General features: G+C 69.8%; 19 protein-coding genes. 10 read left to right on the forward strand and 9 right to left on the reverse strand.

What is annotated here, in order from left to right; genetic code table 11:
• Positions 1 to 6: 6 nt before the first annotated feature.
• The 4 genes from NX780_RS18740 to NX780_RS18755 form a co-directional block, all read right to left on the reverse strand.
• Positions 7 to 2,355: a GH92 family glycosyl hydrolase gene (locus tag NX780_RS18740; protein ID WP_258829397.1), complete on the reverse strand. Its 2,349-nt coding sequence runs from the start codon at positions 2,353 to 2,355 to the stop codon at positions 7 to 9.
• Positions 2,356 to 2,592: 237 nt separating this feature from the next.
• Positions 2,593 to 4,995 (reverse strand): ABC transporter permease, encoded by a 2,403-nt coding sequence (locus tag NX780_RS18745; protein WP_258829398.1) that lies wholly within the window; start codon positions 4,993 to 4,995, stop codon positions 2,593 to 2,595.
• A 17-nt stretch (positions 4,996 to 5,012) separates the two neighbouring features.
• Positions 5,013 to 5,693, reverse strand: coding sequence for an ABC transporter ATP-binding protein (locus NX780_RS18750; protein WP_258829399.1), 681 nt, complete (start codon positions 5,691 to 5,693; stop codon positions 5,013 to 5,015).
• A 31-nt stretch (positions 5,694 to 5,724) separates the two neighbouring features.
• A complete protein-coding gene (locus NX780_RS18755; protein WP_258829400.1) occupies positions 5,725 to 7,008 on the reverse strand; it encodes an efflux RND transporter periplasmic adaptor subunit in 1,284 nt (427 codons plus the stop codon).
• Positions 7,009 to 7,222: 214 nt separating this feature from the next.
• On the opposite strand from NX780_RS18755, the gene NX780_RS18760 reads away from it, so the two are divergent.
• Both NX780_RS18760 and NX780_RS18765 read left to right on the forward strand, forming a co-directional pair.
• Positions 7,223 to 8,578 carry a sigma-54-dependent transcriptional regulator gene (locus tag NX780_RS18760; RefSeq protein WP_258829401.1) on the forward strand — a complete coding sequence of 452 codons (1,356 nt, stop codon included), beginning with the start codon at positions 7,223 to 7,225 and terminating at the stop codon, positions 8,576 to 8,578.
• Positions 8,568 to 9,800: a sensor histidine kinase gene (locus NX780_RS18765; protein ID WP_258829402.1), complete on the forward strand. Its 1,233-nt coding sequence runs from the start codon at positions 8,568 to 8,570 to the stop codon at positions 9,798 to 9,800. Before NX780_RS18760 ends, NX780_RS18765 begins: the two co-directional genes overlap by 11 nt.
• Here the strand turns inward: NX780_RS18765 and NX780_RS18770 are convergent.
• A complete protein-coding gene (locus NX780_RS18770; RefSeq protein WP_258829403.1) occupies positions 9,790 to 10,584 on the reverse strand; it encodes an AraC family transcriptional regulator in 795 nt (264 codons plus the stop codon). The two genes, NX780_RS18765 and NX780_RS18770, sit on opposite strands and share 11 nt — an antisense overlap.
• Positions 10,585 to 10,672: 88 nt before the next feature.
• Between NX780_RS18770 and NX780_RS18775 the strand changes: the two genes are divergently transcribed.
• Entirely contained in the window at positions 10,673 to 11,896 is a 1,224-nt protein-coding gene (locus NX780_RS18775) for an MFS transporter (protein WP_258829404.1), read from the forward strand.
• A 4-nt stretch (positions 11,897 to 11,900) separates the two neighbouring features.
• On the opposite strand, the gene NX780_RS18780 is transcribed toward NX780_RS18775, so the two are convergent.
• Together NX780_RS18780 and NX780_RS18785 are read right to left on the reverse strand one after the other, a co-directional pair.
• Positions 11,901 to 12,272, reverse strand: coding sequence for a hypothetical protein (locus tag NX780_RS18780; protein WP_258829405.1), 372 nt, complete (start codon positions 12,270 to 12,272; stop codon positions 11,901 to 11,903).
• A gap of 46 nt (positions 12,273 to 12,318) precedes the next feature.
• Positions 12,319 to 12,705 (reverse strand): hypothetical protein, encoded by a 387-nt coding sequence (locus NX780_RS18785; RefSeq protein WP_258829406.1) that lies wholly within the window; start codon positions 12,703 to 12,705, stop codon positions 12,319 to 12,321.
• 177 nt (positions 12,706 to 12,882) lie between these two features.
• Between NX780_RS18785 and NX780_RS18790 the strand changes: the two genes are divergently transcribed.
• Positions 12,883 to 13,464 carry a TetR/AcrR family transcriptional regulator gene (locus NX780_RS18790; protein WP_258829407.1) on the forward strand — a complete coding sequence of 194 codons (582 nt, stop codon included), beginning with the start codon at positions 12,883 to 12,885 and terminating at the stop codon, positions 13,462 to 13,464.
• On the opposite strand, the gene NX780_RS18795 is transcribed toward NX780_RS18790, so the two are convergent.
• Positions 13,461 to 13,928 (reverse strand): MarR family winged helix-turn-helix transcriptional regulator, encoded by a 468-nt coding sequence (locus NX780_RS18795; protein WP_258829408.1) that lies wholly within the window; start codon positions 13,926 to 13,928, stop codon positions 13,461 to 13,463. The two genes, NX780_RS18790 and NX780_RS18795, sit on opposite strands and share 4 nt — an antisense overlap.
• Positions 13,929 to 14,036: 108 nt before the next feature.
• On the opposite strand from NX780_RS18795, the gene NX780_RS18800 reads away from it, so the two are divergent.
• Positions 14,037 to 15,962, forward strand: a complete 1,926-nt coding sequence (locus NX780_RS18800) for a glycosyltransferase (RefSeq protein WP_258829409.1) — start codon at positions 14,037 to 14,039, stop codon at positions 15,960 to 15,962.
• Between the two features lie 23 nt (positions 15,963 to 15,985).
• Here NX780_RS18800 and NX780_RS18805 read toward each other — a convergent pair whose 3' ends face one another.
• Positions 15,986 to 17,191, reverse strand: a complete 1,206-nt coding sequence (locus tag NX780_RS18805) for a metal-dependent hydrolase (RefSeq protein WP_258829410.1) — start codon at positions 17,189 to 17,191, stop codon at positions 15,986 to 15,988.
• A 170-nt stretch (positions 17,192 to 17,361) separates the two neighbouring features.
• On the opposite strand from NX780_RS18805, the gene NX780_RS18810 reads away from it, so the two are divergent.
• The 5 genes from NX780_RS18810 (at position 17,362) to NX780_RS18830 (ending at position 24,788) form a co-directional block, all read left to right on the forward strand.
• Complete coding sequence (locus tag NX780_RS18810; protein WP_258829411.1) at positions 17,362 to 18,936, forward strand: methyl-accepting chemotaxis protein; 1,575 nt, start codon at positions 17,362 to 17,364, stop codon at positions 18,934 to 18,936.
• Between the two features lie 143 nt (positions 18,937 to 19,079).
• Positions 19,080 to 20,051, forward strand: coding sequence for a hypothetical protein (locus NX780_RS18815; protein ID WP_258829412.1), 972 nt, complete (start codon positions 19,080 to 19,082; stop codon positions 20,049 to 20,051).
• Between the two features lie 92 nt (positions 20,052 to 20,143).
• Entirely contained in the window at positions 20,144 to 21,586 is a 1,443-nt protein-coding gene (gene hemN / locus NX780_RS18820; protein WP_258829413.1) for an oxygen-independent coproporphyrinogen III oxidase, read from the forward strand.
• A complete protein-coding gene (locus NX780_RS18825; RefSeq protein ID WP_258829414.1) occupies positions 21,583 to 22,356 on the forward strand; it encodes a sulfite exporter TauE/SafE family protein in 774 nt (257 codons plus the stop codon). The genes hemN and NX780_RS18825 overlap by 4 nt, the downstream gene beginning before the upstream one ends.
• A complete protein-coding gene (locus NX780_RS18830; protein ID WP_258829415.1) occupies positions 22,353 to 24,788 on the forward strand; it encodes a heavy metal translocating P-type ATPase in 2,436 nt (811 codons plus the stop codon). Before NX780_RS18825 ends, NX780_RS18830 begins: the two co-directional genes overlap by 4 nt.

A 24,788-nucleotide genomic window follows, 5' to 3' on the forward strand; every position in this document is an offset into this window, starting at 1 on the left:
GGTTGATTAGTGTTGATAAGGGGTCTGGGTGTAGGGACGGGCGCTGCGTTCCTTGCCCCAGTCCTTGTTCGGGGTGGCCTGCATGGTGAACACCAGCTCACCACCGGCGGTGATGTCCTCGTGGCGCAGGAAGCTGCGGGTCAGGGGCTTGCCATTGAGCGTGGCGCGGCCGATGTAGCGGTTCGCTTCCGACAGTCCGTCTGCACGGATCGTGAAGCGCTTCTCGTTCGGCAGGCTCAAGGTGGCGCGGTCGAGGAAGGGACGGCCGATCACATACTCGTTCGAGCCCGGCGCCACCGGATAGAAGCCCAGGGCGGTGAAGGCGAACCAGGCCGACATCTGGCCCAGGTCGTCGTTGCCCGACAGGCCGTCGGGGCGGTTGTGGTACTGGCTCGCCATGATCTGCGTCACGCGTTCCTGGGTGCGCCACGGGGCGCCGGCGTAGTTGTACAGGTAGGCCACGTGGTGCGAAGGCTCGTTGCCGTGGGCGTAGTGGCCGATCAGGCCCGAGATGTCTTCCATGTGGGCGTAGAGATCGTCGCGGATCTTGGCGTCGAACACTTCGTCCATCTTGGCCACCAGCTTGGTGTCGCCGCCCAGGAAGGAGATCAGGCCGGCGTTATCGTGCGGCATGTACCAGGAATACTGCCAGGCGCTGCCTTCCGTGTAGTCGCTGCCGAAATTCGACTGCACCGGGTTGAAGGGCGTGCGGAACTCGCCGGTCGACTTGCGGGCGCGGATGAAGCCCGTTTCCTTGTCGAAGACGTTGCGGTAGTTCTGGGCGCGCTTGTAGTAGGTGGCGGCGACGTCCTTCCTGCCCATCTTCTCGGCCATGCGCGCGATGGTCCAGTCATCAAAAGCGTATTCGACGGTCTTGGAGGCCGCTTCCGGCTCTTTGTCGATCGGCACGTAGCCGAGCTTCATATAGTGTTCCAGGCCGCCGTAGGGACCGTACTCGGCGGACGCCGTCATGGCCTTGAGCGCCTTGTTCGCGTCGAAGCCCTTGATGCCCTTCATGTAGGCGTCGGCGATCACCGGCACTGCGTGGTAGCCGATCATGCACCAGGTTTCCAGGCCGTGGAAGGACCATACCGGCAGGATGCCGTATGGGCTGTGCTCCTGTGCCGCGATCAGCGAGTTCACGAAGTCGGCGTTGCGCTTTTCCGGCGCCACGAGGGTGAGCAGCGGGTGCAGGGCGCGGTAGGTGTCCCACAGCGAGAAGGTCGAGTGGAAGTCGAAGCCCTTGGCCTGGTGGACCTGGTTGTCCGGACCACGATAGCGCCCGTCGCGGTCCATGAAGAGGGACGGCGCCAGCATGCTGTGGTAGAGCGCCGTGTAGAACATGGTGCGCATCGGTTCCGGCGCTTCGGCCTTCACGGCGGACAGGGCGTCGTTCCACGCGGTAGACGCGCGGGCGCGCTCGGCGTCGAAGTCCCAGCCCGGCATCTCTTCCAGGTTGGCGATCGCGCTGTCTTCGCTGACCGGCGACAGGGCGACCTTCACCAGCAGCTGGCCGTCGGCCGGCACGCCGAATTCCAGGTTGGCCATCAGGGCCTTGCCTTCGACGATCGGCTTCTCGGCGGGCGTCTTGCCGGGCGAGGCGAAGCCGCGGTACTCGATCGCTTCCTCGCGGTTGAGCAGCTGGCGCGCGCTCATCGGGCGCGAGAATTTGATGGCGAAGTAGAGCTGGCGGCCTGGCGCCCAGCCGCGCGTCTCGCGCATGCCGGTGATGGTCGTCGCGTCGCGCACGCGCAGGCGCGACCACAGGTTCTTGCTGCCGTAGTCGTAGATGCTCTGGCGCAGGTCGAGGATCACCTTGGCCGGCGCGTCCTTGCCGAAGCGGTAGCGGTGCAGGCCCACGCGCTCGCTGGCGGTCAGCTCGACGTCGACCTCGTTGTCCTTCAGGCGCACCGCGTAGTAGCCCGGTTCGGCCTTCTCCTCGTCGTGCGAGAAGCGCGAGCGGTAGCCGGAGTGCGGACGCTCGGGATAGCCCGGCTCCAGCTTGGTGTCGCCGGTATAGGGCATGAGCAGGACGTCGCCCAGGTCCGAGTGGCCGCTGCCCGAGAAATGGGTGTGCGAGAAGCCGAGGATCGAGTTGTCGGCGTAGTTGTAGCCCGAGGCCCAGGGATAGCTCTGGCGGAAGTGGCGCACCTGCGTGTCGGGGCTGAGCTGCACCATGCCGAATGGGCGGGTGGCGCCGGGGAAGGTGTGGCCGTCGCCGCCGGTGCCGATGAACACGTTGACGGCGGCTGCGGGGCTGCCGGGGGCTGCGGCGCCGGCGAGGCCGGGCGTCAATACGGCAAGGACGGACAGGACGGACAGCAGGGGGACTGCGCGGGTGAGGCGAACGGTCATGGTGTCTCCAACGGTGGCGTTAAGCGCATTCTTGTGACACGTATATATATGCCGAGTTTGCCTTGTGGGCAACACAGCCATGCTAAACCGCTTGCTATTTAGTACCTTTTTAGTAAACAGGCAAGCCAGGCATCGGCCCGGACGCTGGTGGAATCTTCGAGAGGGAGGACGGATGCGGCGCAGCCTTGCGCCGCGCCGCCGGGAGGAAAGCGGCAGCCGGCCGGCTGCCGCAGGGTCTTACTCGCGCAGCGCCTGTACCGGGCGGATCCGGATGGCGGAAACACCATGGCGCACGGTCGAACCCAGCGCCACCAGCAGCGAGACCAGCAGGGCGGCGCCCAGGGTCCAGACGCCGACCGGCGCCTGCTCGGTGAAGCTGGCGAGATAGCGCTGCAGGGCCACGAAGGCGACCGGCAGGCCGACCAGGGCGCCGATGCCGATCAGGGCCAGGAACTCGCGCGCCACCAGGCGGCCGATGGCGGCGCTGCCGGCGCCATAGAGCTTGCGCAGCACGATCTCGCGCGCCTTGCGCTGCACGCTGTAGGCCGCCAGCACATAGATGCCGAAGGCCGCGATGGCGGTCGCGATCACGCTGGACGCGGCCAGCAGCTTGGCCAGGCGCAGGTCGTCGGCGTAGCTCTGCGCGAACAGGGCGGACATGCGCTCGACCTGCAGCACGTCGTTCGGGAAGTAGCGCGGCCACATCTCCTCGATCGCGACCTGCACGGCCTGCTGGTCCTGGCTGGTGCGCACGGTGAAGGTGCCGATGCGCTCGCCCAGGTAGTAGACGGTGGGCTGCATGGCCTCGCGTGCCGAGCGGTGGCGGATGTCCGGCGCCACGCCGACCACCTGCATCGGCTCCTCGCCGTCCGGCATGCGCACGGTCTTGCCGACCGCGTCCGCGGCGCTGGCGAAGCCGAACCTGCGCACGCCGGCCTCGTTGATGACGATCTTGCCCCCGTCCTCGCGCTTGTCGCGCGAGGCATCGTAGAGGCGGCCGGCAGCCGGCTTGAGGCCATAGACCTGGAAGAACTCCGGGCTGACCCTGCTCCAGTTGATCTCGATCGGGTTGCCGCCGTCACGCTTGAGCGCGGTGCTGTTGAAGTTGACGGTGACCGGCGAGTCGCTGACGGCGACGCCGCTCACACCCGGCAGCCGCCGCAGGGCGTCCTCGAAGGCGCGCACGTTGGCACTGCGGATATCGTCATCGGTGCGCACGATCAGCAGCGGAGCGGGGTCGAAGCCGGGATTGAGGTTGCTCGCGTAGTGGGTCTGCCAGGTGACCGCCAGGGTCAGGCTGGTCAGGCCCATGGCGGTGGCGAACTGCAGCACCGTCAGGATCCGGCGCAGGCGCAGGCCGCCCACGGTTTCGCTGTTGCCCCGGCCGGCCAGGGCGGCGCTCGGACGCACCTTGATCGCCGACCAGGCGGGGTAGGCGCCCGCCAGCAGGCCGACCAGGGCCCCCAGCAGCACGCTCACGCCAATGGCGCCGGGGCTGAACATGTCGTCGAGCTTGCGCTGCACCAGGTCGGAGAACACCGGCAACAGCAGCCATGCCAGCAGCAGGCCGATCGCGGTCGCGACCAGGCAGACCAGCACCGATTCGGCCAGGAAGTGGCGGCTCACGGCGCCGGTGGAGGCGCCGAGCACCTTGCGCACCGCGATCTCGCGCTGGCGCCGCAAGGTGCGCACGGTGGCCAGGTTGACGTAGTTGGTGGCGGCCAGCAGCAGGATCAGCGCGCCGACGGCGGCGAGCCCGAAGATGGTCTTGCTGTCGCCGTGCGTGCTGGATTGTCCCTTGATCAGCGGGTCGAGGTAGGCTTCGGCGAGCGGCCCGAGGCGGAAGTCGATCATGTCGCGGCCGTTCAGTGCGGCGACCTGCTCGGGGCTCTGGCGCTGGTAGAAGCTCGATGCCAGCATGGCGCGGCGGGCGGCATCCACGACCGGCTGTACGGGCGCGCCGGGCGGCAGCTTGACGTACACGCCGCCGTGCGAGGAGCCCCAGTTGGTGGTGACCAGCTCGCGGTATTCGGGCTTCCAGATGCCGGTCCGGATGCCGGCCAGCGCAGCGTAGGGCAGGGTGGTCGCGGAAGGCTGGTCCTCGAGCAGGGCCGCGATCAGGTAGGGCTGGCCCGCCACCTGCACTGTCTTGCCGATCACGTCGATGCTGCCGAAGAGCTGGATCGCGGTCTCGCGCGTCAGCGCCAGGCCATCGGGCCGGCCAAGCGCCGCGGCCAGGTCGCCGGCCAGCACCTTCGGGTCGAAGATCTTGCGGAAGTCGGGGTCGACCACCGTCAGGCTGATCGAGCGCACGTCGGCGCCGACACGCACGTCGATGTCGCTCTGGATGAAAGCGCTGGCCAGCAGCGGCAGGCCGCTGGCCACGACGGCATCGCGCGCGGGCAGGCTGGTCGAATCGTTCCAGTTGCCCGAGGCCCCGGGCGTATTCCATTTCTGCATGAGCCGGTAGATCTGCTCGCGCTGCGGCACGTGGCGGTCGTAGGACAGTGAGTGGACCACGTAGCCGAGCAGCAGGAAACAGGCGGCGAAGCCGACCGCCAGGCCCATGAGGACGACGGCGGAGTAGGCCGGTTCCTTGACCAGCAGGCGCCAGCCGATGCGAAAGTCGCGAAGAATCATGATGTCCGGTTCTCCCCTCAGGCAGCCTGCAGCGCGTCGACCACCACGCGGCCGTCGACCAGGTGCAGGGTGCGCGAGGCCTGGGCCGCGTGCGCCGGCGAGTGCGTGACCATCACCACGGTCGTGCCTTCGGCATTGATGTTGCGCAGCAGGCGCATCACCTCGTCGCCGTGGGCGGTGTCGAGGTTGCCGGTCGGTTCGTCGGCCAGCAGCATGCTGGGCTCCGCCACCAGGGCGCGCGCGATCGCCACGCGCTGCTGCTGGCCGCCCGAGAGCTGGGAAGGACGGTGGCGCGCGCGGTGCGCCACGCCCAGGCGTTCGAGCATGGCCTCGACGCGGCGGCGGCGCTCGGCCGCCGGTGTGCCGGTGTATTCCAGCGCCAGCTCCACGTTCTCGTAGACGGTCAGTTCCTCGATCAGGTTGAAGCTCTGGAAGATGAAGCCGATCTTCCCGCGGCGCAGGGCGTTCAGGCGGGCCTCGCTCCAGCCGGCCACGTTCTGGCCTTCGAAGAAGTACTCGCCTTCATTGGGCACGTCCAGCAGGCCGAGCACCGACAGCAGGGTCGATTTGCCGCAGCCGGAAGGGCCGGTAATGGCGACGTATTCGCCGGCCGCGATGTCGACGTCGACGCGGTCGAGCGCGCGGGTCTGGACTTCGCCCGCGAGGTGGATCTTGGAGACGCCCCTGAGTTTCAGCATGGTGCTTCCTTTCTTGTTCGATGGATGGATGTTATTGCTTGATCTGCAGCTGCTCGGCCTTGCCGAACGGCGCGTAGCTGGACACGACGACCTGCTCGCCGGGGCTCAGTCCGGAGATCACCTCGACGTGGCTGTTGTTGCGGCGGCCCAGGCGCACGGTGCGTTTCGCGGCGCGGCCGCTGTCCTTGTCGACCACGAAGGCCCAGGCGCCACCGGTGTCGTTGACAAAAGGCCCGACCGGCAGCAGCAGGGCCTTGGCCGGCTGGCCCAGGGTCAGCTGGGCATCCAGGCTCTGGCCAGGGCTGATCACCGCCGGCTGTCCTTCGGTGAAGACCATCTCGGCGGTGAAACGGCCCTCGCGGATCTGCGGGAATACCGTGCTGACCTTGAGCGGATAGCGCCGGCCGTCCTGCGTGACGCTGCCTTCCAGGCCGCGCGAGACCCGGCTGAGGTAGAACTCGTCGATCTGGACCGCCAGCTTGAAGCGCTTGGGGTCGTCGATGCGGCCGATGTTCTGGTCCGGACGCACGGTCTGGCCGACCTGCAGGCGGAAGTCGGTCAGCACGCCGGCCGCGGGCGCGCGCACGTTCAGGGCGTCGACGGTGGCGCTGACCAGCTGCAGCCCGGACTGGAAGCCGTCGATCGCCGTCTCCATTTGCTGCAGGCCGCGCTGGCGCACGCCTTCCTCGGTTTCGATGCTGCGTCGTTCGTTGTCCAGCACGCGGCGCTGCTGCGCAAGCCTGTCGGCGGATTCCTCCAGCGCGACGGCCGAGATGAAGCCCTGCTGGGCCAGGCGCTGGTTGCGGCTGTGCTGCTTGACGGCCTGCAGCAGCGCGAACTCGAGGTCGGCCAGGCGCCGGCGATGCTCGGTGCGGCCGGCTTCCTGGGCCACGCGCAGGTTGGCGAGGTTGGAGATCTGCTGGGCGTGCTCGGCCTGGCGTTCCAGCAGGGCCAGGTTGCGCATCGGATTCGAGAGGCGGAACAGCAGCTGGCCCTTGGTGACGGCCTGGCCGTCTTCCACCAGCACCTCCTCGACGCGCCCGGACTCGACCGAATCGAGCATGATGGAGTTGAGCGGCTGGGCGGTGGCGCGCACCACGATGTCGTCGCGGAACACGCCCTGTGCGACTGCTGCGATGCGCACGTCGGCGCTATTGACTTGCAGGCCGTGCGGCATGAGCTGCCAGGCGCCGGCGCCGAAGGCGGCGAGCAGCAGCAGGGCGGCGCCGGCACGCACATACAATCTGCTGCGGGTTTTTTTCACCACCACGTCCATGGCGGCGCCGGTGACGGCTTGGGGAGGGAGTCGATCCATAGAGGCTGTTTCATGTAAGGCGTTGATGATGCCTCCCCAGTCGCAACTTCCGTGCCACCCGCTTTTTCGCGGCTTCGGGCAGCATTTCGGACGGAAGTGTCCGGAAGCGGACAGGTATGCATGTTCGGGAGCGGACAGCTGTCCGCCCCACCTGTCCACCGCGCCCGGATGCGCTGCTAGAATGCGCTCCATTCCCATCAGCGCACGGCCACGCATGTCTCCCTCGACCGCTTCCATCCTGATCCTCGACGACGACGACGACGTCGCTTGCGCCGCCCAGCTGCTGCTGCGCCGGCGGCACGCCAGGGTCGCGACCCTGGATGACCCGCGCGAGCTCGACGCCGTGCTGGGCGAGGGCGTGCCGGACGTGGTGCTGCTCGACTTCAACTTCGCGCCGGGACGGATCGACGGCGCGGAGGGTCTGGCCGTGCTGGACCGCCTGCGCGCGCTGCCGCGGCCCCCGGGCGTGATCGCACTGACGGCGTACGCCGATGTGCCGCTCGCGGTCGAAGCCCTGAAGCGCGGCGCCCTGGACTTCATCACCAAGCCCTGGGACAACGACCGCCTGGTGGCGGCGGTGGACAGCGCCGTGGCGCGCCGCAATGCCTCCGCGCCGGCACACGGCGCCGCCGGCGCCTCGCCGCTGATGGGCGAATCGGGCCCGATGCGCGAATTGAAGGCGTTGATCGCCGCCGTCGCGCCGACCGAGGCCAATGTCATGGTGCTGGGCGAGAACGGCGTGGGCAAGGAGCTGGTGGCGCGCGCCATCCATGCCGCGTCAGGCCGCGCGGCCGGCACCTTCCTGGCCGTCGACATGGGCGCGCTGCCGGAGACGACCTTCGAGAGCGAACTGTTCGGCCACCGCAAGGGCTCTTTCACGGACGCGCGCGCCGACCGCCCGGGACGCTTCCAGGCCGCGCGCGGCGGCACGCTCTTCCTCGACGAGATCGGCAATATGCCGCTGGGCGCCCAGGCCAAGCTGCTCACCGCGCTGGAACGGCGCGAAGTCACGCCGCTCGGCGCCGACCGTGCCGAGAGCATCGACGTGCGCGTGGTGAGCGCCACCAACCTGGAGGAGGCGCGCCTGTTCGACCCCGCCGTGTTCCGGCCCGACCTGCTGTTCCGCCTGAATACCATCGTGCTGCGCGTGCCGCCGCTGCGTGAACGGGCCGACGATATCCCGCAGCTGCTGCACCATTACCTGTCGCTCTACGAGAGCCAGTACGGGCGGCCGGTGCGCGAGCTCGCGCCCAGCGCGCAGGAGCAGCTGTGCGCCTGGCCCTGGCCCGGCAATGTGCGCGCGCTGCGCCATGCCTGCGAGCGTGCGGCCATCCTGGCGGCGGGGCCGGACTACCGCTTCGAGGATTTCGGGCTGGCGGCGACGACGTCTACCCCCGTCCCGGCGCCGGCCGCGGAAACCCCGCAGGAGGACTTCCGCCTCGGCGCCCTCGAACGCGAGACCATCGCCGCCGCCCTCGACAAGGCCAAGGGCAACATCAGCCTGGCGGCGCGCATGCTGGGACTGAGCCGCGCCGCGCTCTACCGCAAGCTGGGCAAGCATGGCTTCTGAGCGGCGCCTGAAGACGGCGGCCCTGCTGTGCACGCTGGGCGTCGCCGTGCTCGGCTACGGCGCCGGCATGGTCCACGATTCGCCGCGGCTGGTGGTGTTGTGCGGCCTGGCCGCGTTGCCGCTCCTGATGACGCTGTGGCGCTGCCTGACGCGGCTGGCCATGCTGCGCCATCCCAAGCCGCCCGAGCCCAAGGCGGTGCTGAGCATCGAGCAGCAGCACCTGGTCGACAATGCGCAGGCGCTGGAAGCGCGCCTCGAACATGCGCCGATCGCGCTGTTCCGCATCGATGGCCCCGAGGGCGCCCGGGTTACGCCGCTGAACGGCAACGCCCGCAGGCTGGTGGCGCCGGGCCGCGCCAGCGACCCCGCCAGCCTCTACCGGGAGCTCGCCGCCCAGCCGGCCGACAAACGCGGCATGATCCAGTACGACACCGAGCGTGGCGTGGAGCGCGCCCTGGTGGCGGCATCGAACCTGGCCCTGCAGGGCAGCAGCGAGCGCCTGGCGGCCCTGATGCCGGTCGAGAGCGAACTGGAAGCGGCGGCGCTGGACGCCTGGCGCCAGCTGGTGCACGTGCTGACCCACGAGATCATGAATTCGCTCACGCCGGTCGCCTCGCTGTCGCGCACCGCCCGCGACATGCTCGAGGAATGCCGCTCCAGCCTGCCGGCGGACGTGGGCCAGGACCTCATCACCGCGGTCGACGCCATCGGCCGCCGCGCCGACAGCCTGGCCGCCTTCGTCGCCAGCTACCGCAGCCTGTCCAGCGTTCCCGCCGCGCAGCCGGAGCGGATTCTCGTGCAGGCGCTGTTCGAACGGGTGCGCGCGCTGGCGGCGCCCGGCTGGCGCGCGCGCGGCGGCGAGCTGCAGTTCTCGGTGGAGCCGGCCACGCTCGAACTGGTGGCCGACCCCGGCCAGCTCGAACAGGCCCTGATCAACCTGCTCAAGAACGCCTTCGAGGCAACGGGCGGCATCGACCGCGCGGCGGCGCGCGTCAGCGCACGCCTGGTCAAGGGCGGACGGCTGCGCATCGAGGTGAGCGACGACGGCCCCGGCGTGCCGCCCGAACTGGTGCGCCACATCTTCACGCCCTTCTTCACCACCAAGAAGCAGGGCAGCGGCATCGGCCTGGCGATGGTGCGCCAGCTGGTCCACGGCAATGGCGGCACGGTGCGCTACGCACGTCCAGTGGGGCAGGGCGCACGCTTCGTGATCAGCTTCTAGGCTCGGCCGCAAAGTAGCCGGAAGGCGTGGCGCGAAAGGTCTTGCGGAACATCGCCGTGAAGGCCGACTGGCTGGCATAGCCCAGCTGCTCCGCCACCTGCCACAGCGGCACGCCGCGCGCGATCAGCGAGGCGCCGTGGGCCAGGCGCACCTGGCGCCGCCACTGGCCGAAGCTCATGCCCAGTTCCTGTTCGAACAGGCGCGCCAGCGTGCGCTCGGATGCGCCGGCGCCGCGCGCCCATTCGCCCAGGGTGCGGCTGTCGCCCGGCGCTTCCATCAGGGCCTGGCACAGTTGCAGGAGGCGCTTGTCGCGCGGCAGCGGCACCCGGATCGGGCGCGTGGGCGCCTGGGCCAGCTCATCGAGGATGAGTTCACCCAGCAGGCCGGCGCGCTTTTCCGGAAGGTCCGCGCCGCCCGCCACCAGGGCCGCGATCAGCTCGCGCATCAGGCCGCCCACCTCGACCACGCGGCAGGTCTCGCCGGGGAAGGGGTCGCGCGAGGCGTGCACCCGCAGGGGACTGAGGCGGGCCGGCTCGAGCAGGGTCACCTCGTGTTCGACGTGGGGTGCGATCCAGATCGCGCGCTGCGGCGGCACGATCCAGCTGCCGCCGGCGGCGCTGACCCGCAGCATGCCGTTGGCGGCATAGGTCAGCTGGCCCCACTCGTGGCTGTGGGCGCCGATCGAGACGTCGGCCGGCAGGTCGCGCGCGGACAGGCCGACCGGGCGCTCGCCCGTCGGGGCCGGGCCCGAGGCCGGGGGCAGCAATGGTCGTCGGGGCGGCATGGCAGTTTCTCGACAAATGTTGACACGCTATCTTAAAACGGACTGGCCGATCGTGCTTACACTGGCCTTTTCGACAAGAGGCGGCGGCATGGCAAACGACAACAACACCTTGAGGCAGGATGCCCGCGTGATCGGCCTGGTCGGCCTCGCGCACGGCACCTCGCACTTCTACCACCTGATCCTGGCGGCCCTGATCCCCTGGCTGAAACCCGCCTTCCAGCTCAGCTACACCGAGCTGGGACTCCTGATGACGGTGTTCTTCGTGGTCTCCGGCATCGGCCAGGCCCTGGCCGGCTTCGTGGTCGACCGCTTCGGGGCGCGCGCCGTGCTGTTCTTCGGGATCGGCATGCTGGGCCTGTCCGCGCTGCTGCTGTCGCAGGCGCGCGGCTATGGAGGACTGCTCGCGGGCGCGCTGCTGGCCGGGGTCGGCAATGCGGTCTTCCACCCGGCCGATTACACGCTGCTGAACCAGCGCGTCTCGCGCGCACGGCTGGCGCACGGCTTCTCGGTGCACGGCATCAGCGGCAATATCGGCTGGGCCGCCTCGCCCCTGTTCCTGGCCACGATCGCGGCCAGCCAGGGATGGCGCGTGGCGCTCCTGTCGGCCGCGGCGCTGCCGCTGCTCGTGCTGCTCCTCCTGGTGCTGAACCGCCACGCCCTGTATCCGGATCCGGTCCGGCGCGATGCCGGCGGCGCGCAGGGCGGCACGCTGTCCTTCCTGAAGCTGCGCGCGGTCTGGCTGTGCTTCGGCTTCTTCCTGCTGACGGCGGTCGCCCTGGGCGGCATCCAGAGCTTCGCGACGATCAGCCTGGAATCTCTGTACGGCATCTCGCATGCGCTCGCGACCAGTTCCTATACGGCCTACATGCTGGCCTCGGCGCTGGGCATGGTGGCGGGCGGTTTCGTCGGCGCCGGCAGCAGGCACCACGACCGCACCGTGGCCCTGGCGTTTTCGGCGGCGGCCCTGCTGGCCCTGGTGCTGGCGGCCGGCGCGGGGCCGTCCTGGATGGCCTTGCCGCTGATGGCCCTGATCGGCCTGTGCTCGGGCGTGGCCGGCCCCTCGCGCGACCTGATGATCCGCGCCGCCGCGCCCGCGGGGGCGACGGGCCGGGTGTATGGCGTCGTGTATTCGGGCCTGGACAGCGGGCTGGCGATCGGCCCGCTGCTGTTCGGCCTGGTGATGGATGCGGGCCGTCCCGGCTGGGTGTTCGCGGGCGTGGCGTTATTCCAGGCGCTGGCGATCGCCACCGCGGTGGGCGTGGGCGGCAATACCCGTGCGCAAGCGTCGCAGCCGGTCGGCAGCGCCGGCTGATGCCTTACAACGGGGCGCTGCTCAGCCGGCCCGGGGCGCCGGGTGAGGCGGGCGCGGCGGCATGCGCCGCGCGCTCCTCGCGCACCAGCGACTGGATGGTCCTGACGCAGGCGATGGTCGGGCAGCCGGACTGGGCGTCGGTGCCCTTGGCGTAGGCGCGCGCGATGCGCGTGGCGACCGGCGCGCCGCCTTCCACCTGCTCGCGGTAGAGACGGATCAGGGTCACCACGGTCTCGTGCAATGCGTGGTGGGCCGAGCGCGCGATATTGCGTCCCGGTCCACCCTGGCGCACAGAATCCGTGACGATCTGTTCGAGCTGGCGTTCGGCCCGCTCGATCAGCATGGCCACCTGGCCTGGAGTGAAGGTGATTCGCATGGTTGTCCTCGTGTCGCGTGTTGTCGTCCTGCCTGTGTTTCGTGCTTCAGGCCGCTTCCTCGGCGCGCCCTGCGCCGGCGCTCGAGCGCGGCATGATGCGCGAAGGCCGTACCCGCGGTGGCGGCGGGGGCGGCGCGAAGGGCCGGATCTGCGTCAGCGTGCCGGCGAAGGGCGCCACCGCATCGTCGATCTCGACCTCCTTGCCCTGGCCGCCCGCTCCCGCCAGGTACTGGGCGATAGCGAGTCTGACCAGCGTGCGGTTGGTGAGTTCGGAGCCCGACCCGACTTTCCGGCTGTGATGGAGGAAGGTCGCCGTCACGCCGTCGGGGCCGGTGATCTCGACCTTCTTCGGCAGCGAAAAACCGTAACGCCCGCTGGCCCAGAGCTTGACCAGGCAGGCACCTTTGTGTGGGGTAGAGAAGCTGAAGTTCATGAACAAAATCGTAATACCCGCTGAGCATATGCACGATTCGAAATTGTTCCAAACCGTAACGGGCGAAACATTCGTTTCCCGTCGTCATTGAGGGGGAGATGCTTGCGCCGCAGGCGATTGTCCGGACAGTTGCTTTGTCATACACTATGACATTCTGTCCTCTCGAGTGCCAACGCCATGAGCAAGTCCGCCACGCTATCCGAAAAACGCAATGACCTGACGCGCAGCCTGATCATGGAGTCGGCCTATGCCCTCCTGAGGACGGCGTCGGTCAGTGCGCTCACGGTGCGCGCCGTGGCCCAGCAGGCCGGCATGTCCGAACGCACCGTGTTCCGCTACTTCCCCTCGCGCGATGCCCTGCTCGACGCGGTGGCCGCCCAGCTGCTCGAGGAGATGGCGGTGCCGGCGCCGCCGGCTTCAGTGGGGGCGCTGCTGGAGGCGCCGGCGGCCTTGTACGGCGCTTTCGAAGCGCGCGCGGAACTGACGCGGGCGCTGCTGCACACCGACCTGGTGGAACGGGCCAGGGCGCTGCAGGCCTCTTCGCGCTGGAAGGCCGTGGCGGCCGTGCTCGATGCGGCGGCGCCCGCCAGCGCGCTTGATGCCCGGCGCATCGCGGTGGCGAATATCTGCTACCACCTGTCGGCCAGCTCCTGGCATTACTACCGCTTCCAGTTCGGCTTCTCGCTGGACGAAGCCATCGCCTGCTCCGGGACCGCCTTGCGCCAGGCGCTGGCGGGGCTGGGAGCCGCCCGGCCCTAGTCGCTTGCCGTGGGCAATTCGCCAGGGACGTGCAGGCCGCTGTCGACCACGGCGCGCATGGTGGCCAGCAGCCGGGCGCCCCGTTCGGCGCCGAATTGTTCGTCGAAGCGGGCCTGGGCGCGCCGCCAGGCCGGCAGGATCTCCTCCACCTTGGCGCGCCCCGCCGCGGTGAGTTCGACCACGCGCTCGCGCCGGTCGGTCTCGCTGGGGCGCACCGCCACCAGCTCGGCGCGCACCAGCGGCTGCAGGTTGCGCGCCAGGGTGGTGCGGTCCATCACCATGCCCTGGGCCAGGCGGCTGACGGTGGCCGGGCGGGCGCGCAGGCGCGACAGGATGGCGAACTGGGTGACGCGCAGGCCGGAACCGGACAGCATCTGGTCATAGAAGGAAGTCACGTAGCGCGAGGCCTGGCGCAGCGAGGAGCAGTAGCAGGGGGCGTCGGGGAGGGGCAGGTCGGGATCCATGCCGGGAGTATAGCGCCGGCGAGGCCACGCGGCACACCGCTGACCTGGCGCAAGGGCGGACCAAGGGCCCGACCTAAGCTGGCCGGGACACCACGACCTTCGACCGCCATGGACAGCGCCGATCCCATCCAGCCCAGCCCGCCGGGTACGCCGCGCGTGAGCGTGCTCATGCCCACCTTCGAGCAGGCCGCCTTCATCGGCCGCGCCCTCGACAGCCTGGATGCCCAGACCTGGACCGACTGGGAAGTGATCGTGATCGACGACGGCTCGCAGGACGACACGGCCATTGCCCTGGCCCCCTGGCTGGCGCGCTGGGAGGCGTCCGGGCGCCTGCGCTACCTGCGCTTCGACCACAACCGCGGGCTCGGCTGCGCCATCAATGCCGGGCTCGATGCCGCGCGTGGCGAACTGATCGCCTACCTGCCCAGCGACGACCTGTACTTTCGTGCCCACCTGGCCCAGCTGGTCGCCTGCCTCGATGCCGCGCCCGGCGCCGTGCTGGCCTGTTCCGGCGTGCGCCACCACTACAACCGCAGCGCGCCCGCCGCGGTTCCGGGCGAATGCCTGCAGCCGGTGCAATGCCTGCACCGGCGCGTGGCCCTGCGCTGGCGCGAGCGCGGCGAGGTCGAAAGCGACGACCTCGACCGGCTGTTCTGGACCGCCCTGGGCGCATGCGGCGCCTTCGTCGGCACCGGCAAGATCAGCTGCGAATGGGTCGACCATCCCGGGCAGCGCCACAAGCGCATGCGCGAGCCCGTCGGGGGCGTCAATCCCTTCCGCCGGCATTACCGGGTGAGGGAGCCGCTGCGCTTCCACACCACGACCGGCAATGCGATCGACGAGGCGCGCCTCTACCGCGGCATGGAGGCGCAGGCTGGCCCACCCGAGACGGCGCCCGGGGGATTGACGATCGTGCTGGCGGGCGAGCTGGCCTACAATGCCGACCGGGTGCTGGCGCTGGAAGCGCTGGGCCACCGGCTGTACGGACTGTGGACGCCGGATCCCTACTGGTTCAATACCGTCGGCCCCTTGCCCTTCGGCCGGGTCGAAGACCTGCCGCGCCAGGGCTGGCAGGAGGCGCTGGCGCGGATCGAACCCGACCTCATCTACGCCCAGCTCAACTGGCAGGCCGTGCCCTTCGCGCACGAGGTGCTCGTCAATGCGCCCGACATCCCCTTCATCTGGCATTTCAAGGAAGGCCCCTTCATCTGCATCGAGAAGGGCATGTGGCCGCAACTGGCGGCCCTGGTGCGGCTGAGCGACGGGGTCGTCTACAGCAGCCCGGAGATGCGCGACTGGTTCGCCACCGCCGTACCGGGCATCCCGCCGGGGCGCCCGGAACACCTGCTGGACGGCGACCTGCCGCGCCGCGCCTGGTTCCGGGGCGATCGCGCGCCGCCCCTCGCGCAGGACGGGGAAGTGCACACGGTGGTGCCGGGGCGCCCGATCGGCCTGCACCCGCCCACCGTGGCCGAGCTGGCCCGGCATGGCATCCATCTGCATTTCTACGGCGACTTCACGCAGGGGCAATGGCGCGAGTGGATAGCCCGCTGCCGCGAGCTCGCGCCCGCCCACCTGCACCTGCATGCGAACGTGGATCCGGACCGCTGGGTGGAAGAATTCTCGCGCTACGACGCCGGCTGGCTGCACGTGTTTCGCAGCGCGAACGGCGGAGATATCCGGCGCGCCGACTGGGACGACCTGAACTATCCCGCGCGGATCGCAACCCTGGCGGCGGCCGGCCTGCCGATGATCCAGTTCGACAACCGCGGCGCCCTGGTCGCCAGCCAGGCGCTCACGCAAGCGCTGGGCATCGGCCTGTTCTTCGACGGCATCGAGGACCTGGCGCGCCAGCTCCACGACCGCCCGCACATGGCTGCGCTGCGCGAACACGTCTGGCAGGTTCGCGGGCAGTTCTGCTTCGACACGCATGCGCCGGCGCTGCTCGGCTTTTTTGAAACGGTCATCGCCGCCTTTCACGCAGGGCCGCGTGCGCCCATGCGGGCGCGGCCGGGTGGGCGGCGGCGAAGATAGGGTGGGAAGCGATCCGGCGCCTGTTACCAGCCGAGCAGGTCCGCCCGCGGATAACCCCAGCCCGCCAGCGGCGACGGGCAGGGCGCGCCCTGGCGCTCGGCATAGGGAAGGGTCGAGAAGTTGGGCTGGTCCGGGGCGCCGAAGCGGATGTCGGTCGCCGCGCCCTTCGCCAGCGAGGGCACGCGCGCGAAGCGCAGCCAGGCATCGAAGTGGCAGTTGTTCCGCTGCAGGGCCCGGAACTCGGCCAGGCTGCGCGTTTCGCTGAACTTCCAAACCAGGGCGGTTTCCCTGCTGCCCGCTACGCCACCGAAGCGCGCCGGGCAGCTCGACACCGGATTCAGGCCGGGCGCCAGGCTGAGCACGCCGACGCGCACGCCGTAGCTGCCGGCGGCCGCGTCTTCGCTGACTGTGGCGAAGGACCAGCACAGCGGGTTGGCCGGGAAGGAAGACAGCGGGATGTCGAGCACGCGCGACCCCGGCGCCGCCTGGGCCAGCGCGGCGCGCACGTCCGCACGCGCCATCTGGCCGGCCACACCCTGCACGCCGACGAAGCCCACGCACAACAGCAGGGCCGTCACCAGGCCGGCGCGCGCCCCGATGCGGCGATGCGCGGCGGCCACAAACAGGCCCAGGGCCGCGAGTCCGGCGAGCGAGCCCAACTGCAGGAAGCCGAGCCAGGTGAACAGCAGGGGCATCGCGGCGAAGAAGGCCAGCAGCGGCCAGCGCAGGCGTGGTCCGGCAAGCAGGGACAGGCCCACGCCGAGCGCGGTCCAGAACACGGGTTCGACGATGAACACCAGGTCGCCGTAGAGCCAGCGCGAGTCGAAGGGGTGGAAGGGATGCACGCCGTAGACGTTGAGGCCGTCGAAGGACAGGTGCAGGACCATGCCGAGCAGGGCGGTGCCGATCACGGCGCGGCGCGCCTGGCGGTCGTCTTTCATGAGGCGGCGCGCGCCGGGCCACAGCAGCCACAGCAGGGCCAGCAGCAGCGCCACCTGGGGCAGGGCGTAAAGCAGGGTGTGGGTATGGCCGCGGTGGTGGATCAGGTAACCGAGCGGAGCAGGCAGCAGGGGCGTCAGCACCAGGTCGAGGTCGGGGAAATTGCTGGCCAGGAGGCCGGTGGCCAGCAGGAGGCGGCGGCGCAGCCGTCCCCGGCCGGCATCCAGGGGTGCGGGCAGGGCGCGGTCGACCAGTTCGCCCAGGGCGAGGCCGACGAGGGAATGTGTCATATTGTCCATGCCGCACAGATTACACGAAACAACAATGATGTAAATCAACTACTTCTCGGCATAAGTCAGCACGTTTCCAGTTGGATTTTGATCCAAATCAAAAATTCCGCACCTGCCCACCCGTATAATCGGCCGCTGAAATTTTGCCCATGGGCAACAAGGAGTGTGGTGTGCGAAACAATCTGCCGGTGACCGGCATCGAATACGTGTTGAAGGAAGGCCAATCCATCGTCTCGAAGACGGATACCAAGGGCCGCATCGTCTATGTGAATCCGAGCTTCATCGAAGTCAGCGGTTTCAGCGAAGCCGAGCTGCTCGGCAAGGCGCACAATATCGTGCGCCACCCGGACATGCCGCCGGAAGCCTTCAGCGACCTGTGGGCCACCCTGCAGGCGGGCGAACCGTGGACCGGCCTGGTCAAGAACCGCCGCAAGAACGGTGACTTCTACTGGGTGGTGGCGAACGTCGTGCCGGTCAAGGAAGGCGGACGCGTCACGGGCTACATGTCGGTGCGCACCGCGCCCAGCCGCGAGCAGGTCAAGGCGGCGAGCGAGCTCTATCGCAGATTCCGCGCCGGCGAGGCCAGGGGATTGACGATCCAGCGCGGCGCTTGCGTGCGCACCGGCTGGCGCGCCCGGATTGCCGGCCTGCGCCGCATGCCGCTCTCGAAACGGCTCGGCATCATGATGGCCAGCCAGTCGCTCCTGATGGCGGGCCTGGGCCTGGCCGCCGACGGCCTGCCGTGGCAACTGCTGGCCGCACTCGGCGTGGCCGGCACCCTGGCCGCCTGGGCCGAACTGCACCGCAGCATCGCACGTCCCCTGCGCGAGGCCACCGGCGCGGTCTACGCCCTGGCCGGCGGCGACCTGTCCCATCCCATCGAAGCGGGGCGCGACGACGAGATCGGCCGCCTGCAGCTGGCGCTGCGCCAGCTGAACGTCAACCTGACCGCCATCGTCGGCGACGTGCGCCGCAACGTGGCCTCGATCGAGCATGCGACGCGCGAGATCGCGGCCGGCAACGGCGACCTGGCCAGCCGCACCGAAGCCCAGGCGGCCAGCCTGGAGCAGACCGCCAGCAGCCTGGCCCAGATCGCTGCAAGCGCCGGCCAGAACCTGGAGAGCGCGCTGCGCGCCGACGGCATGGTGATGGCGGCGTCCAGCGTGGCCGGCAGCGGCGGCCAGGCCGTTACCCGCGTGGGCGACACCATGGAGCGCATCAGCGCTTCGGCCACCCGCATCGTCGACATCATCGGCCTGATCGACGGCATCGCCTTCCAGACCAATATCCTGGCCCTGAACGCCGCCGTCGAAGCGGCGCGCGCCGGCGAGCAGGGGCGTGGCTTCGCCGTGGTGGCGGGCGAGGTGCGCAGCCTGGCGCAGCGCTCGGCCGCCGCGGCCAAGGAGATCAAGGCCCTGATCGAAGCCTCGGTGCAGCAGGTCGGCGAAGGCAATGTGCTGGTGGGCGACGCCGGCCAGACCATGCGCCAGGTGGTGGATTCGGTGCGCGACGCCGCCGCCATCATGCATGGCATCACCGGCGCCAGCCGCGAGCAGGGAGCGGGCATCGACCAGGTCAATGCCGCCATGGCCCAGCTCGACCAGATCACGCGCGAGAACGCCGCCCTGGTCGAGGAATCGGCGAACGCGTCAAGCAGCGTGGCCGAGGAGGCCGCCCAGCTGGTGCAGGCCTTGTCGGTGTTCAAGTTTGCAGACGCTGCCACAGGCCCGCGCTCGCGGCGCTGAACTGGCCAGCCATCGCATGGATGTGAAAAAGTTCTATCGCAAGATTTAACATTTGATATTTATCAAATGCTGTGGGCATCCCAACTCTACACTGCATGCAATGCCTTGCATTATCGCAAGGCGCCACTTCCTGGAGGCGATCCATGCATGCAGAACCATTTGCGGCCGCGCCAGCTCCCTTGCCCCCGTCTCTCGACTACATGCTGGCGGTGGCGGGCCTGCCCATGTGCGACATGCGGCCGCTCTCCCTCGGCCTCCACATCCCGGACTTTTTCGCGGAAACGGACCCCGATGCGGCCCTGGACACCTACCTGGCCTACCTGAAGCGCGAAGCGACGATGCATGCGGTCCTGTTCGCCGGGGCCAGCAGTGTGAAGCAACTCTGTTTCGAAGGGGCCGGGGCGGCCTGCCTCCCTGAGCGCGCGGTCGATTCCCTGCTCGGACACCTGCGCCGGCATTTCCGCTTCATGGGCGGCGACGCGGGCGACTACGAGGCCGCGGTGGACGCCTCCACCATGCCGCCGGGGCGCTTGAAGCGGCTGCGCGAGCGCGGCTTCCACAGGGTGCGGATCCACTTCGATGGAGACGGCATGGGGCCCGAGCGCCTGCCGGTGCTGGTGGATGGCGCGCGCGCGGCCGGTTTCCGTTCGGTCTGCGTGGCGCTGGCCTACGGCATGCCGGGGCAACGTCTCGGCCGGCTGCGATGGATGCTCGAGACTGTGATTGGCGCGGGCCCGGACCGCATCGCGCTCTGCCATCGCGCCGGACTGCAGAGTGGAGACGCCATCCCCGGCAGTGTGGACCAGCGCATGCAGCAGTTGTGCGCCGACCGCCTGGACATGGCGTCGTATACGCATACCGGCGCCGGCCGTTACGCGCGCTTGCCCGGAGACGCCGCGCCAGGTTCGGCGCGCACTTGCCCGGAGCTGGCCGGCTTACGGTGGCGCCCGGCCACCCATCTGCTTGGCTGCGGATTGGGCGCCGTGTCCGCTGTCGGTCCGGTGGCGTGCCGCAACGTGACGGCGGTGGTCGACTACTACACTCGGCTCGACCGGAACGAGCTCCCGGTCGCCGAGTTGCTGCCGGGAGAGCGGACTGTGCCGTATTTGATGTAAGTCAAGGATTCCCAAGACGTCGATCAATAAACTGCCTGCTATTCGAGCCGCTTTGCAGTTCCGCAAACCGGCAGCAGCAGGAGTAGATTGACATGCATGCAACAGCGGTTCCCACCCCGTCCCAGCCCGCCCCGCACGGCGCCGCCTACCAGACCGTCGAATTCGACGCGGGGCTGCTCCAGCGCCTCGGCAAGTCGGGTCCGCGCTATACCTCCTATCCGACCGCCGACCGCTTCGTCGAGGATTTCGGCTACCGCGACTACCTGCACGCGGTGGCAGGCATGCGCACCCGCGGCGGAGCCAGGCCGCTGTCGCTCTACCTGCACATCCCCTTCTGCGACACGGTCTGCTACTACTGCGCCTGCAACAAGGTGGTGACAAGAAACCGCGAAAAGGCGGCCACCTACCTGGCCTACCTGAAGCGCGAGATCGCCATGCAGGCCGCCCTGTTCGCCAGCACCAACGAGGTCGAGCAGCTGCACTTCGGCGGCGGCACCCCGACCTATCTCAGCGACGCCCAGATGGACGACCTGATGGGCCACCTGCGCCGGAGCTTTCGCTTCGCGCCTGATGCCGCCGGCGAATTCTCGATCGAGGTCGATCCGCGCACGGTCTCGCCCGAGCGCGTGCACACCCTGCGCCGCCAGGGCTTCAACCGCATCAGCCTGGGCGTGCAGGACTTCGACCCCGAGGTCCAGCGCGCCGTCAACCGGGTCCAGCCCGAGATGGAAACGCGTGCCGTGATCGACGCCGCGCGCGCCGCCGGTTTCCGTTCGGTGAGTATCGATCTGATCTACGGCCTGCCGAAGCAGACCCTGGAGACCATGCGCCAGACCCTGGACAAGGTGGTGGCCGCAAGCCCGGACCGCATCGCGGTCTACCACTACGCCCACATGCCGCACCTGTTCAAGCCCCAGCGCCGCATCAATGAGGCCGACATGCCGGACAGCGAAACCAAGCTGCTGATGCTCCAGCTGTGCATCGAGCGCCTTGCCGACGCCGGCTACGTGTATATCGGCATGGACCATTTCGCCAGGCCGGGCGACGACCTCGCCGTCGCCCAGCGCCAGGGCCGCCTGCACCGCAACTTCCAGGGCTACTCGACCCATGCCGACACCGACCTGGTGGCCTGCGGCGTGTCGGCGATCGGCGCGGTGGGCGCGACCTACAGCCAGAACGTCAAGACCCTCGACGAATACTACGACCTGCTCGACCAGAACGAGCTGCCGGTGGCGCGCGGCATTCGGCTCGGCATGGACGACGCCTTGCGCCGCAGCCTGATCCAGAAGCTGATGTGCCAGTTCGAGGTGTCGATCCCCGCGCTCGAACAGGCCTTTCCCATCGTGTTCCGCGACTACTTCGCCCCGGAGCTGGCGCGCCTGCGCCAGATGGAAGACGATGGATTGCTCGCCATCGGCGAGGAATGGCTGACCGTGACCATGAAAGGACGGCTCCTGATCCGCAATATCTGCATGGTGTTCGACCGCTACCTGGCCGTGCGCCCCGAAGGTCCACGCCACTCGCAAACCGTATGATGAGCTTCCACGGCATCGGCCTGCTGCCCGTCTTCCTCGTCGGCCTGCTCGGCAGCGTGCACTGCGCCGGCATGTGCGGCGGCATCGTCGCCGCGCTGTCCGCCCCCGGCCAGGCGCGCAGGGCATTCCCGGCGCCGGTGCGGACCGCGGGCGCCGCCACCTTCGCCTGGCCGGCTGCCGCCACCCATGTCGCCGCCTACAATGCCGGCCGGCTTGCCAGCTATGCCATCGCCGGCGCGCTCGCCGGCGGGCTGGCTGGCGGCCTGGGCAGGCTGGCCGGGCTGCCGGTCCTGCAGGTGGCCGGCTACTGGGCGGCCAACCTGATGCTGGTGGCACTGGGGCTTTACCTGATCGACGCCTGGCGCGGCCTGGCCTGGCTGGAGCGTGGCGGCCGGGTGCTGTGGCGGCGCGTGGCGCCGATGCTGGCCGTCCTCAAGCCCTTCGATTCCCCTGGCCGCCTGTTCGCGGCCGGCGCCCTGTGGGGCTGGCTGCCCTGCGGCATGGTCTACAGCGTGCTGGTGACGGCCATGCTGAGCGGCTCGGCGCCGGGCGGCGCGGCCGTGATGCTGGCCTTCGGCCTGGGCACGCTGCCGATGCTGGCCGCGATCGGCATGGCCGGCGTGCGCCTGCGCACCGTGCTGCAACTGCGCGCCGTGCGCGCCGCCTGCGGCCTGCTGGTGCTGGGTTTCGGCCTGCTCGGCCTGTGGCGCGCGAGCGGCGGCCTGCCGGCCGGCGCCGCCGAACTCCTGTGCATCGGAGCGGCGCAATGAGCGCCGTGCTGGCGCAGGCGATGCGGGACGCGCAGAACGCCCGGGCAGAACCGGTCCAGTGCTACCACTGCGGCCTGCCTGTCCCCGACGGCGGCCGCTGGGAGGCGCAGGTGGGCGGCGCGATGCGCAGCATGTGCTGCCCCGGCTGCGCCGCCGCGGCCGACGCCATCGTGGCCGGAGGGCTCGGCAACTATTACGAGAACCGCACCGAATTCGCGGCCACGGCCACGGCCAGCGCCGGCGCCGACGCGCCGGAACTGGCGCTGTTCGACGAAGCCGGCACCAAAGGGGAGGGCAGCTTCACCATCGAGGGCGTGCGCTGCGGCGCCTGCGTCTGGCTGGTCGAGCGCCGCCTGGGCGAACTGCCCGGCGTGCGCGAAGTGGCGCTGAACGTCGCCACCGGGCGCATCTATCTGCGCTGGGACCCGCTGCTCTGCCGACCGAGCGCCATCGTGCGCGCACTGCGCGCGATCGGCTACACCGCCTATCCCTACGAAGCGCGGCGCCACGGCGACGCCTTGCAGCGCGCCCGCCGCACCCTGTTCCGCCAGCTCTTCGTGGCCGGCCTGTCGATGATGCAGGTGATGATGTATGCGGTGCCGGTCTACCTGGCGGGCGACGGCACCATGGACGCCGGCATGACGGCGCTGATGCACTGGGCCTCCTTCGCGCTGACCCTGCCGGCCGTGCTCTACTCGGCGCTGCCCTTCTTCGCGGGCGCCTGGCGCGACCTGCGGCGCGGCATGCCGGGCATGGACGTGCCGGTGGCGCTGGGCATCGCGGCGGCCTTCGCCGGCAGCTGCGTGACACTGCTGGCCGGGAAGGGGGAGGTCTATTTCGACTCGATCACGATGTTCATCTTCCTGCTGCTGGGCAGCCGCTACCTGGAGCTGGAAGCGCGCCGGCGCGCGACCGAGGCGCTCGATACGCTGCGGCGCGGCGCCCCGGCGTCCGCCTATCGCCTGCGCGGCGATCCGGCCCTGCGCGACACCGAGCTGGTCCCGGCCACGAAACTGGCGCCGGGCGACCTGGTGCTGGTCAAGCCGGGGCAGGCGGTGCCGACCGACGGCCAGGTGGTCGAAGGCGCGACCGAAGCCGATTTCTCCCTGCTGAGCGGCGAGAGCAAGCCGCGTGCCGTCGCGGTGGGCGAGCAGCTTCCGGGCGGCGTGGTCAATGCCGGCCAGGCGATCGTGGTGCGCGTGACGTCGAGCGCCCACGAGAGCACGCTGGCCATGCTGGTGCGCCTGGTGGAACGGGCGGGCCAGGGCAAGCCGGCCATCGCGCTGTGGGCCGACCGCGTCGCGGCCTGGTTCGTGGTAGGGCTGCTGCTGCTCACCGGCGTGGTCTACGCGATCTGGCACGTGCTCGACCCGGCCCGCGCCTGGCAGGCGGCGATCGCGGTGCTGGTCGTGAGCTGCCCCTGCGCGCTGTCGCTCGCCACGCCCACGGCGCTGGCGGCCGCCACCGACCGCCTGCTGCGCCGCGGCGTGCTGGCGGTCGCGCCGCACACCCTCGAGACCTTCGAGCGCGCCACCCATGTGGTCTTCGACAAGACCGGCACGCTCACCCATGGCTGCCCGCGGCTGCGCCGGGTGCTCCCGGTGGGTGAACTCGATCGCGAGACCTGCCTGCGCATCGCCGCCGCCCTGCAGGCCGACAGCTCGCATACGCTGAGCGGCGCGGTGCGCGCCGCCATGCCCGAGCCGGGCCTGCGGGCGCGCGATCTGCGTTTCGAGATCGGCCGCGGCATCGAGGGCAGCATCGACGGCGTGGTCTACCGCATCGGCAGCGCGCCTTTCGTCGCCGAACTGGCGGGCGGGGCGGCGCGCACGGCGGCCCCGCCGGGCACCACCACGGTGTGGCTGGCGACCGCCGGCGCCTGGCTCGCGCGTTTCGACTTGTCCGACAGCCTGCGCGAAGAAGCGATAGACGTGGTGCGGCGCTTTCGCGACGGCGGCAAGACCGTCGTGCTGCTGAGCGGCGACGAGCAGGCCGTGGCCCAGGCCGTGGCCAGCCAGCTCGGCATCGCGCATGCCTACGGCGGCCGGCTGCCGGCCGAGAAGCTGGCTTTCGTGCGCGAACTGCAGAAGGGCGGCGCGGTGGTGGCGATGGTGGGCGACGGCGTCAACGATGCGGCGGTGCTGAGCGGCGCCGACGTCTCTTTCGCGATGGGACGCGGCGCCGAGCTGGCGCAGCTGCATGCGGACGGCGTGCTGCTGGGCGAAGGCCTGGGCCCGCTGGCCGATGCGGCCGACACGGCGCGCCGCACGCTGGCCATCGTGCGCCAGAACCTGGTCTGGGCCACGGTCTACAACCTGGCCGCGATTCCCGCGGCGGCGAGCGGCCTGCTCAACCCCTGGCTGTCGGGGATCGGAATGGCGGCGAGTTCGGCGCTGGTGGTGCTCAATGCCCTGCGGCTGAGGAAGGATTGA

Origin of the sequence: Massilia agri, from assembly GCF_024753255.1 — a bacterium.
Classification (GTDB): domain Bacteria; phylum Pseudomonadota; class Gammaproteobacteria; order Burkholderiales; family Burkholderiaceae_D; genus Telluria; species Telluria agri.

What these genes read in the sequence shown, in the direction of transcription:
- NX780_RS18740 (WP_258829397.1), bottom strand. Translation starts at nt 2,355, where the DNA reads ATGACCGTTCGCCTCACCCGCGCAGTCCCCCTGCTGTCCGTCCTGTCC.
- NX780_RS18745 (WP_258829398.1), bottom strand. Translation starts at nt 4,995, where the DNA reads ATGATTCTTCGCGACTTTCGCATCGGCTGGCGCCTGCTGGTCAAGGAA.
- NX780_RS18750 (WP_258829399.1), bottom strand. Translation starts at nt 5,693, where the DNA reads ATGCTGAAACTCAGGGGCGTCTCCAAGATCCACCTCGCGGGCGAAGTC.
- NX780_RS18755 (WP_258829400.1), bottom strand. Translation starts at nt 7,008, where the DNA reads ATGGATCGACTCCCTCCCCAAGCCGTCACCGGCGCCGCCATGGACGTG.
- NX780_RS18760 (WP_258829401.1), top strand. Translation starts at nt 7,223, where the DNA reads ATGTCTCCCTCGACCGCTTCCATCCTGATCCTCGACGACGACGACGAC.
- NX780_RS18765 (WP_258829402.1), top strand. Translation starts at nt 8,568, where the DNA reads ATGGCTTCTGAGCGGCGCCTGAAGACGGCGGCCCTGCTGTGCACGCTG.
- NX780_RS18770 (WP_258829403.1), bottom strand. Translation starts at nt 10,584, where the DNA reads ATGCCGCCCCGACGACCATTGCTGCCCCCGGCCTCGGGCCCGGCCCCG.
- NX780_RS18775 (WP_258829404.1), top strand. Translation starts at nt 10,673, where the DNA reads ATGGCAAACGACAACAACACCTTGAGGCAGGATGCCCGCGTGATCGGC.
- NX780_RS18780 (WP_258829405.1), bottom strand. Translation starts at nt 12,272, where the DNA reads ATGCGAATCACCTTCACTCCAGGCCAGGTGGCCATGCTGATCGAGCGG.
- NX780_RS18785 (WP_258829406.1), bottom strand. Translation starts at nt 12,705, where the DNA reads ATGAACTTCAGCTTCTCTACCCCACACAAAGGTGCCTGCCTGGTCAAG.
- NX780_RS18790 (WP_258829407.1), top strand. Translation starts at nt 12,883, where the DNA reads ATGAGCAAGTCCGCCACGCTATCCGAAAAACGCAATGACCTGACGCGC.
- NX780_RS18795 (WP_258829408.1), bottom strand. Translation starts at nt 13,928, where the DNA reads ATGGATCCCGACCTGCCCCTCCCCGACGCCCCCTGCTACTGCTCCTCG.
- NX780_RS18800 (WP_258829409.1), top strand. Translation starts at nt 14,037, where the DNA reads ATGGACAGCGCCGATCCCATCCAGCCCAGCCCGCCGGGTACGCCGCGC.
- NX780_RS18805 (WP_258829410.1), bottom strand. Translation starts at nt 17,191, where the DNA reads ATGACACATTCCCTCGTCGGCCTCGCCCTGGGCGAACTGGTCGACCGC.
- NX780_RS18815 (WP_258829412.1), top strand. Translation starts at nt 19,080, where the DNA reads ATGCATGCAGAACCATTTGCGGCCGCGCCAGCTCCCTTGCCCCCGTCT.
- hemN (WP_258829413.1), top strand. Translation starts at nt 20,144, where the DNA reads ATGCATGCAACAGCGGTTCCCACCCCGTCCCAGCCCGCCCCGCACGGC.
- NX780_RS18825 (WP_258829414.1), top strand. Translation starts at nt 21,583, where the DNA reads ATGATGAGCTTCCACGGCATCGGCCTGCTGCCCGTCTTCCTCGTCGGC.
- NX780_RS18830 (WP_258829415.1), top strand. Translation starts at nt 22,353, where the DNA reads ATGAGCGCCGTGCTGGCGCAGGCGATGCGGGACGCGCAGAACGCCCGG.